The organism is Synechococcus sp. NOUM97013 (assembly GCF_014279815.1).
Lineage (GTDB): Bacteria > Cyanobacteriota > Cyanobacteriia > PCC-6307 > Cyanobiaceae > Synechococcus_C.
The window spans coordinates 1916745-1931796 of record NZ_CP047941.1 but is presented as its reverse complement, the minus strand read 5'-3'; the positions used below and the strand labels follow the sequence as shown (position 1 = coordinate 1931796).

Below are 15052 nucleotides of genomic sequence, written 5' to 3'. Positions count from 1 at the left end.
TTTGTTGGATCGCGCTGAACGACTGGTCGGTAGAGCTGCGGATCAGAAGTAAATCTTGCCGCCGCCCCACTCGGGACCGAGAACCTTAGGAGCCACAAGGATGTAGGCCGACATCAGCTCCAGGTCTTCGTCGGTGAGATCACGCATGGCGGGATAGAGGTCGCGGCTGCGCATGCTGGGGTGCAAGTCGGCGATGCTGTATTCACCGTCGTAAGACGTGGGGTCCTGCAAGTAATCCACCAGGGCCGCGATGTTGTCGCGGGAAGGAGTAGCCAGCGCCAGCGTCTCGGGGTCAAGGCCGACGTTGTGATTGGTCTTGGTAATGCCACCGGCATGGCAGGTGCCGCAGCTGGTGTTGAACACTTTGCGTCCTGCTTTCACCTGCTGCTCACTGAAGGTGACCAGGCTTCCGTCTGGATTGGACGGAACGGTGAGCGTTTCGGCATCCCACTGGGCGGCCTGGGCGGGGGCGCTGATCCAGAGACCTGCCAGTACAGGCAGCACGATCAGCAGTCGACTCAGCGACTGACGCAGGTTGGAAAAAAGAGAGGCCATGAAGGATGCCAGAAACTGACGAATACAGCGCACACGTTCTTGTATCACGGAGTGGGAACCACGCGTGGGGGATTCCGCTCCGGCGATCACGAACTGTTGCAGCCGGAGTTCTGGATGCTGGGGGTCACGTCCACAGAGAGGAAGTCCTTAGCCAGGATCGTGTTAGGGAAGATCGCCTGCGCTTCAGTCAGCAGATCGTCTGCTGTTACTGCGTTCCCAGGGGCATAGCGGGGGCTGAGATGGGTCAGTACGAGCTGGCCCACGGCGGCTTCTCTGGCCGTCTGCGCCGCCATGGTGCTCGTGGAGTGCTGTTTCTGAAAAGCCATGTCAGCTTCGGCGTGGGAGAAGGTCGATTCATGGATCAATAGATCCGCCCCCTCAGCGAGTTTCACGGCTGATTCGCAGAACACCGTGTCGGTGCAATAAACGAGGCTGGAGCCTGGGCGTTCAGGTCCGCACAGCTCCTGTCCCTCGATGCGGCGTCCGTCTTCCAGGGTCACGGTCTCGCCGCGTTTCAGGGCGGCATAGATCGGACCGGGCGGGATGTTGAGCTCCCGGGCTTTGTCCACATCGAATCGACCAGGACGCGGTTTCTGATCGATGCGGTACGCATAGGCCGGCACCCGATGGTGAAGCGGTGTCGCGCGCACGCGGAGGTCGTCGTCCTCGAAGACGATCCGATCGGTTTCGGCGGCCTCGCGCACGCGATGCACCGCCAGGGGGTAACCGATCCGTGTGGAGCTGGTGCGCAGTACTCCCTGCAGATAGTTGTCGAGCGGATCCGGCCCGTAGAGATCCACGCCGTTGCTGCTGCCGCTGAGCCCGAGGCTGGCCAGCAGGCCAGGCAGCCCGAACACGTGATCCCCATGCATATGGGTGACGAAGATTCTGCGCAGCTGGGACAGGCGCAGATCACTGCGCATGAACTGGTGCTGGGTGCCTTCACCGCAGTCGAACAACCACAGTTCGGCGCGCTGAGGCAGGCGGACTGCCACTGCTGAAACGTTGCGCGCGCGCGTTGGAACTCCGGAACTGGTGCCGAGAAAGGTGACCTGCACGATCGGGCGGGCTCAATGGTCAATCTGCCATGCAGGCCTGGCTGCATGGCTGAATGCGGGGCACACTGAGCCCCCTCGCCCATCACTGGAGTGCTCCTGCCCCTCTCCATGGCTCTGGTGGTGCTGGCGGCTGAACCGCGGGCTGCGATCAGCGCCCAGGAGCCCCAGATGCGTGTGCTGGTGGCAGAGGGCTCGCAGCTGTTGCTGCGGGCTGATGCGGATGAGCCCCTGCGGGTGCGTGGTCTTGGACGACAGGAGCGGCGGCTGAAGCGGTTGAAGGTGCAGTTGCGTGGTGGTCGACTGCATCTGGCCGGAGGCGGTGTGGCGACTTCCCTGCGCATCAGCAGCAGTGATCCCCGCGGCATCTGGCTGGGCACGCGGCGCTACCGCGGAGACCTGCGACTGCTCGTGCGTGATGGCAGGATCCTGGCCATCAACCAGCTGGGCATCGAGACCTACCTGCCCAGCGTTGTCGGCAGCGAAATGCCGTCGAAGTGGCCTCTAGCCGCTCTTCAGGCCCAGGCTGTGGCGGCTCGCACCTATGCCCTGCGCCAACGCGGCAGCAAGGGGGATTTCGATGTGCGGGCCACGGTGAGCAGCCAGGTTTATAAAGGCATTGAATCGGAGACCCCCAGCACCCTCGAAGCGGTGGCCACGACCCGCTCCCTGGTGCTGGTGCATGGCGGACGCCTCATCAACGCTGTGTTTCACAGCAGCTCCGGTGGGGCCACCGAGCCCAGCGGTGAGGTCTGGAGAACCCAGCTTCCCTACCTGGTGAGCGTCGCGGACCACGACGACCACAGTCCGGTGCATCGCTGGAATCAACGGTTCGATGCCCTGGAGTTGCGTCGTCGTTTTCAGGAAACCGGAGGCGTCGACCAGTTGAGCGTTCTCGCCACCAGTTCCACGGGCAGGGTGCGTTCAGCCCGGATTCAGGGGCCGCGTGGATCCCTGGTGCTGACAGGGCGTGAGCTGCGTCAACGGCTTGGTTTGAAGAGCACCATGGTGCAGTTTTCGATGCTCCAGGGTGCTGGTGCCAGCGATGGTCTGGAACGGCGCGCGGGACCTGACAGGGCTGAGCCCGCACCACAGCTGATTGGGCTCTGGCGTGACTCCGCCAGTGGTCCCAGCGTGTCGCCTTCACCATTGCCATCACGCTCTCTCGCACAGCCCTCGCTGGCCGGGTCGCCGACGCCACCACCGGCGCCGCCACCGCTGCCAGAGCTCCTCATCTCGGCGCCTGCCCGCGTGATCGCTCCCGCTACGGCGCCAGTGCTCGAGGCACAGGGGCGAGGTTTCGGCCACGGTGTTGGCATGAGCCAGTGGGGAGCGCACGGCCTGGCACTGAAGGGTGCTGATTTCCGCGAAATTCTTCGTCACTACTACCGCGGTGCCCAGATCAGGCCCTATCGCCCGAGTGATGACCCCTCGGTGGCAGCGAGCCCTCCACCCGGGCCAGTGTGGAGGGGTTGAGCTGTCCTGACGCTGCGTGCCTCTGCTTTCCACCCGTCTTGTGGTGCAACGCCGGCCAGAGCCGGAAGCCTTGATGCAGGCGGTTGCTGATCACCTTGAGACGCATCTGGCTGCGGCTCTGAATCAGCAATCGTTCAAACCATTGGGACTGGCGACCGGGCGCACGATGGAACCCCTTTATCGGGAGCTGGTGCGACGTCTGTCGCAGTGGCCCGAGCAGCGCCTTGCGCAGTTGAGAGGTTGTTGGAGCAGTTTCAACCTCGATGAATATGTGGGATTGGCCAGCAGCGATCCAACAAGTTTTGCCTTCTACATGCAGTCGCAGCTCGGTGGTCCTCTTCAACTGCCTGCTTCCCAATTGCGGCTGCCTGATGGCATGGCTGCGGATCCTGCCGATGAGGCTCTGCGCTATCGCGCCGATCTGCACCGCGCTGGGGGCATCGGGCTGCAGTTGTTGGGCCTCGGTGGCAATGGACATGTGGGCTTCAACGAACCGCCGTCCGCCTCTGACGCGGTTTGCCGTGTGGTGACCTTGCAGCCAGCCACGCGGCAGCAGAACGCCGGAGCCTTCGGGGGCGATCCCGCTGCCGTTCCGTCGCGGGCGATCACCCTCGGCCTCGACGACATCCTCTCGGCTGACGAAATCCATTTGATCGTCACCGGTGCCGCCAAGGCGGAGATCCTGCGCAGGTCCTTGCTGGAGCCCTGCCAGGAGGCGGTGCCGGCCAGCTGGCTGCAGCGCCATCCCCGGGTGCATCTGTGGGTGGATGATGCGGCCAGTGCACATCTCCCCAGCTCTTGAGCGGTTGGAAGTTCTGGATTGACCGCGGTGGCACCTTCACCGACCTGGTGGGTCGGCAACCCGATGGGCAGCTGGTGGTGCGCAAGGTGCTGTCCGTGCAACCGGGTGTCCCTGGGGACCCCGCGGTGGCGGCGATCCGTGAGCTGCTGGGCCTCGGACCAAGCCAGGCCATCGCTTCCGGGGTGATTGATGCAGTTCGGCTTGGCACCACCGTGGCCACCAACGCCCTGCTGGAGGGGGCCGGGGAGCCTGTGCTGCTCCTTGCCAACAGGGGTCTGGCGGATCTGCTGCGCATCGGTGATCAGCACCGCCAGGATCTCTTTGCCCTGGCGATCCCCGAGCCGCCATCCCTGATCACGGCGGTGGAAGAGGTGGAGGGCCGTCTGGATGCGGAGGGCCATGAGATCGCTGCATTGCAGTTGGGGGCCGAGTTACGCCAGCGCTTGCGTCGTCACCATCAGGCCGGAATCCGCTGCTGCGCCATTGCGCTGATGCATGCCTGGCGTGATCCGGTGCATGAACAGTCGCTGGCGGAGCTGGTGCGTGCGCTTGGTTTCGAGACGGTGGTGTGTTCGCACCAGGCCAGCCCGATGCCGCGTTTGGTCCCGCGCGGTCAGACGACCCTGGTGGAGGCCGCGGTGCGGCCGGTGCTCTCGGCGTATCTGGATCAGGTGCAACGGGCACTCGGGGAGCGCACTCAACTGCAAGTGATGACCTCGAGCGGGGCGTTGCAGTCCTCCGGGACCTTGTTGGCCAAGGACACGATCCTGTCGGGGCCTGCCGGCGGCATGGTCGGCGCGGTGGCTGCCGCCCAGCAGGCTGGCCTCGGGGCGAAGGCGCTGGTGGGGGTGGATATGGGCGGCACCAGCGCGGATGTGTTCTGCCTGCCGGCCGGTGCGGCTGATCGCGACTGGGAACGCAGTGCCGAGACCGAGATCGCAGGGTTGCTGTTGACGGCCTCGCGCCTGCCGATTCATACCGTTGCGGCCGGAGGTGGCTCGATCATTGAGCCGGATGCCGGACGACTGTTGGTGGGGCCTCGCTCCGCCGGAGCCGATCCAGGCCCGGCCTGTTACCGCAGGGGCGGTCCGCTCACCATCACCGATGCCCACCTGCTGCTCGGCCGGCTGCAGGCAGGCGCATTTCCTGCCGTGTTCGGTCCTTCCAGGGATCAGCGCCCAGACCTGGAGGCCACCCGTGCGGGCTTTCACAGGCTTGCCGCGGAGCTGGGCCAGACCCCGGAACAACTGGCGGAAGGCGCGCTCGATCTGGCGGTCGATGCCATGGCTGCGGCCATCCGTCAGGTGTCGTTGTTTCGTGGGCATGACATCCGTGGGGGCGTCTTGATCGCCTACGGCGGTGCCGCAGGTCAGCTGGCCTGTCGATTGGCGGAAGCCCTGGGATTGCATGCGGTGCTGCTGCACCCGTTGGCGGGTGTGCTCTCGGCCTATGGCATCGGCCAGGCGCGGCAGCGGCAGCTGCATCAACGGGCTATCCGCCGTCCTCTGGACGCTGACTTGCTGAAGCGGTTGCCATCGATGGTCCGCGCCGACCTGGTCAGCGCCACGGATGCCCTGCGTCGGGAAGGCAGCGGCAGCGCGGACGCCGTGGACCATCAGATCCGGCTCGAGCTTCGCGATGCGTCATCGGAGCAGGGCCTGATGCTGAGCCTGGAGACCAGCCCAGAAGGCCTGGCCCTTCACGTACTGGAGGACCAGTTCGATCGCGCCCATCGGCAACGCTTCGGTTACGTCGCCTCTCGCACAGCACCGCTGATGGCCGAGCGCCTGGAGGTGGAGGTGTTGGAGATGCAGCTACTGGATGACGGCTGCGTTGCGGCTGCAGAGGCGGAGGGAGGCACGCCCTCGCCAGCGGCCCCGCGGCATGCGCGTGTGCATTGGCGAGAGGCTGGATGGTGCGATGTGCCGGTGCTGCGGCGTTGGCAGCTGCCGCTGGATCAGCCCCTGGAGGGTCCGTCTCTGATCCTGGATTCCACTGCCGGCATCGTGTTGGAACCGGCCTGGACGGCTTGCCGTTCGAGCAATGGCAGCGTGTTGCTGCAACACCATCCGTCCGCGCCGGCCCCCCGGCCATCCAGCAGCAACGATGCGGTGATCACGCCCGATGCGGTGGACGCTCGGCCGGATCCCGTGGATCTGAGCCTCTTCCATCACCGCTTCATGCAGATCGCGGAGCGCATGGGCGAGCGCCTCCGCCAGACCAGTCGCTCCGTGAACATCCGCGAGCGCCTGGACTTTTCCTGTGCGCTGTTTGATGCCCGTGGGGCATTGGTGGCCAACGCGCCGCACATCCCCGTGCATCTGGGTTCGATGGGGGATGCGGTCGCCGATCTGCTGGAGCAGATTCGGCGCGGTGAGCGTCCGGCCCTGGTGGCTGGCGACACCGTGATCAGCAACGACCCTTTTCATGGCGGCACCCATCTGCCCGATATCACCGCCATCACGCCGGTGTTTGCGCCGGGAGCACCCCATCCCTTGGCCTTTGTGGCTTGCCGTGGTCACCACGCTGATGTAGGTGGGCTCACCCCTGGGTCAATGCCTCCTTTCAGCCAGACGATTGATCAGGAGGGGTGGCTGGTGCGCAATCACTGGCTCATCCGTGCGGATGAGCTGTGCAAGAAGTCATGGGTCTCCTGTCTGCAGGAGGCGGCGGTCCCGCCCCGCGATCCTGCGCTGCTCTGGGCCGATCTGCAGGCCCAGGCGGCTGCCAATCGTCTGGGGGTGGATCTGCTGCAGGAGTTGCTGCAGAGCGAGGGTGAAGCCCGTCTGCTCAGTTATTTGCAGCATGTGCAGGATCATGCGGCTGCCACCGTGCGTCGGCTGCTCGATGGCTTTCAGGATCGGGCGTTTCAGGTGGAGCTGGATAACGGCGCCTGCCTGAAGCTCGCCGTGCGCATGGATCGGGATCAACGCAGCGCCACGCTCGATTTCAGCGGCACCAGTGCCCAGGGGGATCACAACTTCCATGCCCCACTGGCGGTCACCAAGGCTGCGGTGCTTTACGTCCTGCGTTGTCTGGTGGATGAGCCCATTCCGTTAAATGCAGGCTGCTTCCTGCCGCTCACGCTGGTGGTTCCTGAGGGGTCTCTGCTGAATCCCAAGCCGCCAGCCGCAGTGGTCGCAGGCAATGTGGAGACCTCTCAAGCGGTTTGCAACCTGCTGTTTGCCTGTTTCGGCGTGATGGCTGCCGCTCAGGGAACGATGAACAATCTCACCTTCGGTGACGGTCGCCGCCAGTACTACGAAACCATCGCTGGAGGCGGCGGGGCTGGAGAGGGATTCAGGGGGTCCAGCGGTGTGCAGACCCACATGACCAACTCCAGACTCACCGATCCTGAAATTCTTGAGCAGCGTTTTCCGGTGCAGCTGAAACGGTTCGGTTTCCGCCGCGGCAGCGGTGGCTACGGGCGCTGGAAGGGCGGTGATGGTTTGCTGCGTGAAATCCGTTTTCTGCAGCCGATGACGGCGGCGTTGCTGTCGGGGTCGAGAACGGTGGCCCCTTTCGGACTGGCTGGCGGTGATCCTGGGGCCCCAGGTAGCGCTCGGCTCACCCGCGCCGATGGCTCGGTGGAAGCGCTTGGTGGCTGTGTGCAGATTGCCGTCAGTCCTGGCGATTGCTTGCTGATTGCCACGCCGGGTGGTGGTGGCTGGGGATCCACTGCTGCTGTGGTCGAGTCAGAGGACGTCTGATGGTTGTCGCGTCAGGAGCAGACCTTGCCGGTGTCAGGAAGGCAAGCAACCTGGTCACTGAGCATGGCCGCGACAATCGTGTGCAGATAGGCAGCCTGGCGCAGGTGATCCATGCCCTGGGAGTCCGTCTGTTGTGTGCGCATGGCTTCGAGAACGGTCTCGAGAGCGGCGAGATTTTGAGCGCGGTCCATGGTTCTGTTCGCATCTGCAGTCACCCTCTCCGTGGTCGCCGTCTCGGCTGTTGATTCCCAAACACAACGGTGTTTCAGGTCTCGCAAGAATGCCGCCTAAGTGCGTCGATCAGGATTGACTATTCGCTGTTTCAGTAGCCGACCAGTCGCAGACAGATTTCAAGTGCTCCGAGACCAAAGAGGAACACTCCTCCAAGCAGTGCAAATTCTTTCGGACTCTGTGCCATGAGCAGAAGGGATGAGCCCACCAGCAATGCACCAAAGAATCGAAAGGGAATCAGCAGCTCCAACGTTTCGGAAGATTGCTATTCCGACCAGATTACATCCGCTTGTTACCTCACTTCATGAATTTCCTGTGATGAGGTGGTCAGAATCGGCCCCTGTCTTTAGAGAAGTTAATGCTTGAAAGATGAAAAATAATGGCCTTGATCGTGTGCTCCTGAGGTTGATCTTGCGATTGCTGTCACCTGTGCTGTGGCAGATCTGTTGATGTGGGCTGGTTGTCTGGATGCTTTGAGGGGGGATGCTCCTGGTCCCTTGCGTGCTGATTTCGGTTGGATTGGCTGTGCTGCAGAGCTGAGTGCGCTCCTTTTTCGATCAAGCTGGTCCGCATGCAGGATCGTTCTGACCTGACTACCGATCGATCCCTTCATCAGCGCGGCGGTGAAGGCTGGTTGGTCAATGGTGCGCAGGAGCTTGTTGTGCAGTTCAGGCCCTTCGGCGCAGCGCCCCAGTCCCAATGGGTGGAGTTGAGGACGTTCCGGTGGGTGCGCCCTCATCTGCCGGTTCCTCAAAGTCAACGCCGCATGCCTCGTTCCAGCGCCGTTGATGCCTGGCAGCACATGCTCAATTTGGGTTGGCGGCGTTGTGCAGCGCCCGTTCGCTGAGTACCGAAGTTGCTTTTGCTCGTCCGAGACGTGCAGGCTGCTTGCATGTCTGGTGAAAGTACCAGCACTGTTGAATTTCTGAGGGAGTTTGAGTCTTGGGTTTTGTTGCAGTCAAAGAAGTCCTTTAGGCCTCAGGTCTGTCAGGGATGGATCTGTGCTTTTGGACAATGGATTGACTAAAGCACCCCAAAGTTTTCACGGGCAACGATCTCCAGTGTCTTGACGGCTTGGAGTTGTTCGAGTCGCTTTTGCGCCTGTGTGAGCATCGCTTTCCCATGCGGTGCGCAGGCATCAACCAGAGCAGCGCCTTCGGACGCTTCGGCTTTGGTGCGTTCGATGCAGCGTTCAATCTGATCGTTCACAATCTCGGTTCCTTTGTCGTCAGACAAGCCTGGGCCAGCGGCGAGTGCCAGCAGTTTCAGCAGGGCTTCACGCGTTGCTTCTGGAGTTGGCTGCATGGGTCTGGCTTTGATTCCAACAGTCTGGCGATATCCCTTGGGCTCTCTTGGCTGTCTCAACCTTGAGGTTGGGGGAGGCGGGGCGGCGAGCGGCTTACGTATGGAGGCGATCCCTCGAAAGGGGGATCAGAGGAGGAGCCGGTTTCACTCGAATGAGTGATGAACATTCCGGTTCGAGCTGAGAAGGTGTCATTGAGGGAAGAAGGGCTCAACAGTCTTTCCCTCAGTCAGTTCTCATTGGATTCACTGTCAAGATCAGTTTGTTTGCAAAGGGTGCTGGCTCATCATTGTCAAAGAGTGAGAGTCATGCTTATCAAATTAAGACGAATGAGTGGAATGATGTTCGAGATTGAGGAAGGGTGTTGCTGATTTTGCGCCCAATCTCCCGATAAAAAATCGAGTTAATCGCTCTGAGCATTATGCAACCAACGAATTCATTGATGACTGGAACTACCGCGAAAGCGCAGCTCGTTGAGATGCTGCTTGAACCACTGAAAGGATGCAAAGGTCTGTATAACTACAGGCAAGATCTCATCAAAAAGGTGATGGCAATGCCTGATCTTCAAGTCAGAGAGTATTTGGATTATCAACAACGCATTCATCACTCTGTATGAACGCGCCTGCCCCGCCGCGAGCGGGGTTGTAAGCACGATGCAAGGCTTTCGCGGGCGAAGCGCATCAAAACTCTTGATGCGTTCTGCTGTTCACGTCGTTTCAGAGCTTTGTTGAGCAGTGCCCGCCTAAGTGCTGCTTGGTCAGTGGAGCTGCATCTCTGCAGGCAGGTCCAGATTGGCGCTGACGCTGCTCACGTCTTCCAGGTCTTCGAGGGCCTGCAGCAGCTTGAGGCTTTGCTGCGCTGTGGGCTGATCGCTGGGTGCGACCTGGGTGAGGGGATGCCAGCAGTGTTCCCATTCCTCCACCTCAAAGCCTCGTGTTCGAAGGCCGTTCTGCAGCGTTTCGAGTGCTTCGTAAGGGCCGTGCACCAGAGCCTGGTCGGCTTGGGTGAGCTCGTAGCCGTCGGCATTCAGTTCAATCAGCGCTTCCAGTAGAGCGTCCTCATCCAAGGCGTTGGCTTTGATCAGCACTTCGCTTCTGTGCTGGAAGAGGTAGCTGACGCAACCGGTTTCGCCCAGGTTTCCGCCGTGCTTGCTGAAGGCCAGACGCAGTTCCGCCGCCGTGCGGTTGCGGTTGTCGCTCAGGACTTCCACCAGCACTGCCATGCCACCGGGGCCATAGCCCTCGTAGCGCATCGCTTCCAGTTGCATGCCCTCCCCGCTTTGGCCGGAGCCCTTGGCGATGGCGCGTTCGATGTTCCCCGCCGGCACGCCGGCTGCTTTGGCTTTGGCAATGGCGGTGCGCAGTTGAAAGTTGCCCTCAGGGTCACTGCCCTGGCGTGCGGCCACTGTGATTTCGCGTCCGATGCGGGTGAACACAGCCCCCCGCTTGGCATCCACCACGGCCTTGGTGCGCTTGATCTGGGACCATTTGCTGTGGCCTGCCATTGGCCGCTCTGAAGTCTGTCTATGTCTGAAACCTAACCAGGCTTCTGGCTTCAGCCCCTGGCCTCGAACACCACTTTGGGTTTCAGTCCACCGTCGCCATCTGGCAGTCCCAGTCCGAGCATTCGCCCCCCTTCGCTGAGCACCACTACCGGATCGGCTGGCGGCGTTTCATGGGGTTCAGCTCCGAGCCTGCGGCCACAGCTCCAGTCCTCCTGCTCGCTGGCATTGAGCGTCCGCTGCCGCAGGTGCGGCAGCGCTAATTCCGGGCGCAGCAGCGTCAGGTTTCCAGCTCCCACGTCATCGGGTGCTTCAGGCAGGGGGACGGCCTGATCAGCGCTGAACCCCAGGGCTTGGATGCGCCGGAGCTGGGCGAGGGCGCCACCGCAACCGAGCGCGTCGCCCAGGTCTCTGGCCAGGGATCGGATGTAGGTGCCCGCTGTGCAGTGGACCTCCACCTCCAGCTGAGCCTGCGCCGGGTCCCAGTCCAGTAGCTCCAGCCGATGCAGGGTCACCGTCCGGGCCGGCAGGTCCATCACTTCACCGCGTCGGGCCCGGGCGTGGGCCCTTTCCCCATTCACGTGCACGGCGGAGACCTGGGGAGGACGTTGACGGATGCTGCCGCGGAACGCTGACAGGGCCTGCTCCAGGCTGATGCGGTTCAGCTCCGGCAGCGGCTTGCGGCTCAGCACCTCTCCCTGTAGGTCATCGGTGCCGGTGGTCACTCCGAGCTGGATCACGCCGCGGTAGGTCTTGTCTCCGGGCAGATAGGGCAGCAGCCGAGTGGCTTGTCCGACGGCAATCGGCAGCACGCCCGTCACGGCCGGATCGAGGGTGCCTCCATGGCCGACGCGGCGGGTGCCCAGCACCCTGCGGATGCGGGCCACACAGGCATGGGAGGTGAGCCCCGCCGGCTTGTCGATCACGGCGAAGCCGATGGGCGCTGTCAACGTGCGAGAGGTCCTGGGCCTCTGACTGTGGCACCTAGCCCTCGGCTGCTACCGGCTCGCGCGTAGGTTTGCGAGATCGCCCGTGATGCTCCATGCCGCCTGTTCACGCTTCAGCCCCTGTGGGCATCGAGGAGTTCCTGGCCAGCGGTTTTGCGGTGAAGGAGCATTTGGCCTCTTATTTGGGTTTAACTGCTGAGGAGGTGTGCCAGCGGCTTCCGCAGAGCAAAGAAGACCTCGCTGCGATGCATCCGGGTGCCTTTGATCCGGATCGGGCTGAGGATTTCTACGAAGACACGGTGGGCACCGGTCACCTGTTCGAGCTTGCGGCCTGGCATCTGAGCAGTGCGGATTACATCGCCGACACCTTGCGTCTGCAGCAGCAGTTCGCCCGTGGGAATGTGCTCGACTTCGGCGGCGGCATCGGCACGCATGCGTTAGCGGCGGCCGGTCTGGAGAGCGTGCGTCATGTGTGGTTCGTGGATCTCAATCCGCAGAACCGGGCGTTTGTGAAGGATCGTGCCGCGCGCCTCGGTCTGTCCGACCGGGTGTCGGTGCATCGCGATCTCGCCAGTGTTCCTGATCAGTCATTCGACACCGTCGTGTGCCTCGATGTGTTGGAGCACCTCCCCGAGCCTTCGGCGCAGCTGATGGAGTTTCACCAGCGTTTGACTCCTGATGGCCGAGCCCTGCTGAACTGGTACTTCTTCAAGGGTCATGACGGCGAGTATCCGTTCCATTTCGATGACCCGCAGCTGGTAGACCACTTCTTCCGCACCCTGCAGCGCCATTACCTGGAGGTGTTCCATCCCCTCTTGATCACAACCCGGGCTTACCGTCCGCTGGACAGTGGCGTCTGATGCCTCGATGAGCCAATCCGCGGGCCAAGGACGTTGGCTGATCCGTTTGATCGTGATCAAAAAAGTCCTGCTCGCGCTTGTGCTGTTGTTGATCAGCCTGGCGGCCTTGTTCGGTGACGTCCATTACGCGCAGCTTTCGGACTTTGCTGACAGCTGGGGGCAGGCTGATCGCCAGTTCTTGTCCGCGATGGCCCAAAAGGGCACGGTGCTGGGGCCCACCCGCCTGATGCGACTGGCGGTGGTGTCGGGCTTCTATGCGTTGTTGATCCTTGTGGCCGCCTGGGCTACCTGGGTTGGCCGCCGTTGGGGTGAGTGGTTGTTAGTCGGGGTCCTGGCCTTGGCTCTTCCCCTGGAAATCATGCATGCCCTGCATGAACAAAGCCCCAGGACGTTGGTCGTCCTGGGGCTCACTGTCCTTGGGTTGGTACTTACCACCCGTCAGGCTCTGCGTTCGGTGCGCGGACATTGATGCCGCCGCTGCGCTGGCCCGATCAGGCAGTCAATCAGGCCGTGGCCGTGATGTTGATGCGCTTGCGGTTGCGCAGTCCACGACGGATGGTCTCGAACTTGACCACGCCATCGGTGAGGGCGAACAGGGTGTCGTCCTTGCCTTGGCCAACGTTGACGCCGGGCAGCACGGCGGTGCCGCGCTGGCGGATCAGGATGGAACCGGCGGTAACGGATTCGCCGCCGTAGGCCTTGACGCCCAGGCGCTTGGAATTGGAATCGCGACCGTTTCGGGTTGAACCTGTGCCTTTCTTATGAGCCATGAGATGGAACGAAGTGGAGAGGTGAGAAGCGAGCTGAAACTGGCTTGATCAGCTGATGGCCTTGCCGCCGACAGAGATGGACTGAACCATGACGCGGGTCAGTTCCTGACGATGACCATTCTTGCGACGGGTCTTCTTTTTGGGGCGCATCTTGTAAACGATCACCTTGGGACCGCGACGGTGAGCCATCACCTTCAGTTCGACGCTTGCATCCTTCACATAAGGCTTGCCCAGAGTGGTGCCCTTGGCGTCCTTCACGAGGAGAACGTTGTCGAGCGTCACCGTGGCGTCAACATCGGCCTGGAGGCGGTCCAGGTCGTAATAACGGTTGGGCTGCAGCCAGAACTGCTGGCCGGAAGCTTCAACGATGGCGTAGCTGCCCGTTTCGGGGGCTGCAGAGGTGGTGGGACTGGTTTCGGCCATGAAACGAAAAGACGCGGTCAGGCTCGGACAAGCCGATTCGGCCTGAGCCGCAATCGAAAGACAAACAAAGATCTTCGTTCTTCGCTCTGCCTTTCGTCAAGATTCAACTCAGGACCCTTTCGCGGTGGATGGCCCGTCCGGCACTCACGATCGCCTTGCTGCTGCGCACCAGAGCGCTGGTTGATGTCTGTTGTCAGTGGTTGCCGGTGAATCGTTATGCCCCAGTGGATCTGGGGGAGGTGCAATCGGGTCAGCAGGTGCTGGAGCTGCTTTCGCATCAGCGCGAGGCGGTGGATGCAGTGGTGATCGAACAGTCCTTGCTGGATGACACCACGCGTGAATCTCTCGGCGAAGAGGGTCTGCTCTTCCCGGCCGTGGTTGTCGGGGAGCGGATGGGGCGGGTGGATTGCCACCCGGAGGAAGTGCATCTGCCCGCTGATCAGCTGGAGCAGCTGGGTTACAACGTGGATGCCGCTATCTCACGCTTTCTGCGTCAAGGCCAGAAGGAGGTGATACCGGAGGATGGCGCCGAGCAGAACTCCAAGCCTGCCATTGATGGCAGCGCCTGGAGGATGTCCAGCCGCCTTCAAGAACGGCTCGGTTATCTCGGTGTTTTTTACAAGCGAGATCCGTCACGGTTTCTCGCCAATCTTCCCCCCGATGAACAGCGCGATCTGGTGCTGTCGCTGCAGCGCACCTATCGGGATCTGCTAATCAGCTACTTCCGGGATCCGGCTGCTGCCAACCAGGCCTTGGAAAGCTTTGTGAACACGGCCTTTTTCGGTGACTTGCCGATCACCCGCGCTGTGGAGATCCACATGAATCTGATTGACGACTTCTGGAAGCAACTCAGACTTGAGGGGCATAAGAACGATTTCCTTCAGGACTATCGCCTCGCGTTGCTCGATGTCATGGCTCACCTCTGCGAGATGTATCGACGTTCGATTCCCGCTGAGGTCTCCCTGACGCCCGCTGCCCGGGAACGTCGCGTTCTCAACGATCCGGAGGTGTCCCCATGAGCCCACGCAAGACCTACATCCTCAAGCTCTACGTCGCAGGGAACACCCCCAACTCCATGCGGGCGCTCAAAACCCTGCGCAACATCCTCGAAACGGAGTTCAAGGGGGTTTATGCCCTGAAGGTGATCGATGTGCTCAAAAATCCGCAGCTGGCAGAGGAGGACAAGATCCTGGCAACGCCAACCCTGTCCAAGATTCTTCCACCTCCGGTGCGGCGCATCATCGGCGATCTCTCGGATCGGGAACGGGTGTTGATCGGCCTTGATCTGCTCTACGACGAGCTCACCGACAACAACCTCACCTCTTCCTTGATGGAGTCGCTTGAGGAAGTCGACACAGTCGAATCAGATTCTTAAGCCCGACGGTGCACCCGCAGATCAGCACATCTTTTCTCTTTAGC

General features: G+C 62.0%; 17 protein-coding genes. 9 read left to right on the top strand and 8 right to left on the bottom strand.

Going from position 1 to position 15052, the window contains the following annotated elements; translation table 11 throughout:
- Window positions 1-42: 42 nt before the first annotated feature.
- A complete protein-coding gene (gene psbV / locus SynNOUM97013_RS10545) occupies window positions 43-555 on the bottom strand; it encodes a photosystem II cytochrome c-550 (protein ID WP_222929824.1) in 513 nt (170 codons plus the stop codon).
- Between the two features lie 86 nt (window positions 556-641).
- Window positions 642-1613 carry a ribonuclease Z gene (rnz, locus tag SynNOUM97013_RS10540; RefSeq protein ID WP_186479735.1) on the bottom strand — a complete coding sequence of 324 codons (972 nt, stop codon included), beginning with the start codon at window positions 1611-1613 and terminating at the stop codon, window positions 642-644.
- Window positions 1614-1721: 108 nt separating this feature from the next.
- Here rnz and SynNOUM97013_RS10535 point away from each other — a divergent pair, with 108 nt between their 5' ends.
- The 3 genes from SynNOUM97013_RS10535 to SynNOUM97013_RS10525 are packed head-to-tail and all read left to right on the top strand — an operon-like array spanning window position 1722 to window position 7598.
- A complete protein-coding gene (locus SynNOUM97013_RS10535; protein WP_186481582.1) occupies window positions 1722-3086 on the top strand; it encodes a SpoIID/LytB domain-containing protein in 1365 nt (454 codons plus the stop codon).
- A 16-nt stretch (window positions 3087-3102) separates the two neighbouring features.
- A complete protein-coding gene (locus tag SynNOUM97013_RS10530; protein WP_255442743.1) occupies window positions 3103-3888 on the top strand; it encodes a glucosamine-6-phosphate deaminase in 786 nt (261 codons plus the stop codon).
- Window positions 3885-7598: a hydantoinase B/oxoprolinase family protein gene (locus SynNOUM97013_RS10525; RefSeq protein WP_186479734.1), complete on the top strand. Its 3714-nt coding sequence runs from the start codon at window positions 3885-3887 to the stop codon at window positions 7596-7598. The genes SynNOUM97013_RS10530 and SynNOUM97013_RS10525 overlap by 4 nt, the downstream gene beginning before the upstream one ends.
- An 11-nt stretch (window positions 7599-7609) precedes the next feature.
- Here the strand turns inward: SynNOUM97013_RS10525 and SynNOUM97013_RS10520 are convergent, their stop codons facing one another.
- On the bottom strand, window positions 7610-7789 hold the full coding sequence (locus SynNOUM97013_RS10520) for a hypothetical protein (protein ID WP_186479727.1): 180 nt from the start codon (window positions 7787-7789) through the stop codon (window positions 7610-7612).
- 611 nt (window positions 7790-8400) lie between these two features.
- Here SynNOUM97013_RS10520 and SynNOUM97013_RS10515 point away from each other — a divergent pair.
- On the top strand, window positions 8401-8676 hold the full coding sequence (locus SynNOUM97013_RS10515) for a DUF1651 domain-containing protein (protein ID WP_186479725.1): 276 nt from the start codon (window positions 8401-8403) through the stop codon (window positions 8674-8676).
- A 176-nt stretch (window positions 8677-8852) separates the two neighbouring features.
- On the opposite strand, the gene SynNOUM97013_RS10510 is transcribed toward SynNOUM97013_RS10515, so the two are convergent.
- Complete coding sequence (locus SynNOUM97013_RS10510; RefSeq protein ID WP_255442742.1) at window positions 8853-9134, bottom strand: hypothetical protein; 282 nt, start codon at window positions 9132-9134, stop codon at window positions 8853-8855.
- Between the two features lie 440 nt (window positions 9135-9574).
- On the opposite strand from SynNOUM97013_RS10510, the gene SynNOUM97013_RS10505 reads away from it, so the two are divergent.
- Complete coding sequence (locus SynNOUM97013_RS10505) at window positions 9575-9748, top strand: hypothetical protein (RefSeq protein ID WP_186479723.1); 174 nt, start codon at window positions 9575-9577, stop codon at window positions 9746-9748.
- Between the two features lie 141 nt (window positions 9749-9889).
- Here SynNOUM97013_RS10505 and SynNOUM97013_RS10500 read toward each other — a convergent pair whose 3' ends face one another.
- Together SynNOUM97013_RS10500 and truB are read right to left on the bottom strand one after the other, a co-directional pair.
- A complete protein-coding gene (locus SynNOUM97013_RS10500; RefSeq protein ID WP_186479721.1) occupies window positions 9890-10636 on the bottom strand; it encodes a YebC/PmpR family DNA-binding transcriptional regulator in 747 nt (248 codons plus the stop codon).
- A gap of 50 nt (window positions 10637-10686) precedes the next feature.
- Window positions 10687-11583: a tRNA pseudouridine(55) synthase TruB gene (gene truB, locus SynNOUM97013_RS10495; RefSeq protein ID WP_186479719.1), complete on the bottom strand. Its 897-nt coding sequence runs from the start codon at window positions 11581-11583 to the stop codon at window positions 10687-10689.
- Window positions 11584-11675: 92 nt separating this feature from the next.
- On the opposite strand from truB, the gene SynNOUM97013_RS10490 reads away from it, so the two are divergent.
- The gene (locus tag SynNOUM97013_RS10490; RefSeq protein WP_186479717.1) at window positions 11676-12440 is read left to right on the top strand and encodes a bifunctional 2-polyprenyl-6-hydroxyphenol methylase/3-demethylubiquinol 3-O-methyltransferase UbiG; all 765 of its coding nucleotides are present in this window, start codon (window positions 11676-11678) and stop codon (window positions 12438-12440) included.
- A gap of 7 nt (window positions 12441-12447) precedes the next feature.
- The gene (locus tag SynNOUM97013_RS10485) at window positions 12448-12909 is read left to right on the top strand and encodes a DUF2127 domain-containing protein (protein ID WP_186479715.1); all 462 of its coding nucleotides are present in this window, start codon (window positions 12448-12450) and stop codon (window positions 12907-12909) included.
- A 34-nt stretch (window positions 12910-12943) separates the two neighbouring features.
- On the opposite strand, the gene rpmA is transcribed toward SynNOUM97013_RS10485, so the two are convergent.
- Together rpmA and rplU are read right to left on the bottom strand one after the other, a co-directional pair.
- Window positions 12944-13210 (bottom strand): 50S ribosomal protein L27, encoded by a 267-nt coding sequence (rpmA, locus tag SynNOUM97013_RS10480; protein ID WP_186479713.1) that lies wholly within the window; start codon window positions 13208-13210, stop codon window positions 12944-12946.
- Between the two features lie 48 nt (window positions 13211-13258).
- Window positions 13259-13633, bottom strand: a complete 375-nt coding sequence (gene rplU, locus SynNOUM97013_RS10475; protein ID WP_186479711.1) for a 50S ribosomal protein L21 — start codon at window positions 13631-13633, stop codon at window positions 13259-13261.
- Between the two features lie 128 nt (window positions 13634-13761).
- Here rplU and SynNOUM97013_RS10470 point away from each other — a divergent pair, with 128 nt between their 5' ends.
- On the top strand, window positions 13762-14652 hold the full coding sequence (locus SynNOUM97013_RS10470; RefSeq protein WP_186479710.1) for a circadian clock protein KaiA: 891 nt from the start codon (window positions 13762-13764) through the stop codon (window positions 14650-14652).
- A complete protein-coding gene (gene kaiB, locus SynNOUM97013_RS10465; protein WP_186479709.1) occupies window positions 14649-15008 on the top strand; it encodes a circadian clock protein KaiB in 360 nt (119 codons plus the stop codon). The genes SynNOUM97013_RS10470 and kaiB overlap by 4 nt, the downstream gene beginning before the upstream one ends.
- Window positions 15009-15052 lie beyond the last annotated feature (44 nt).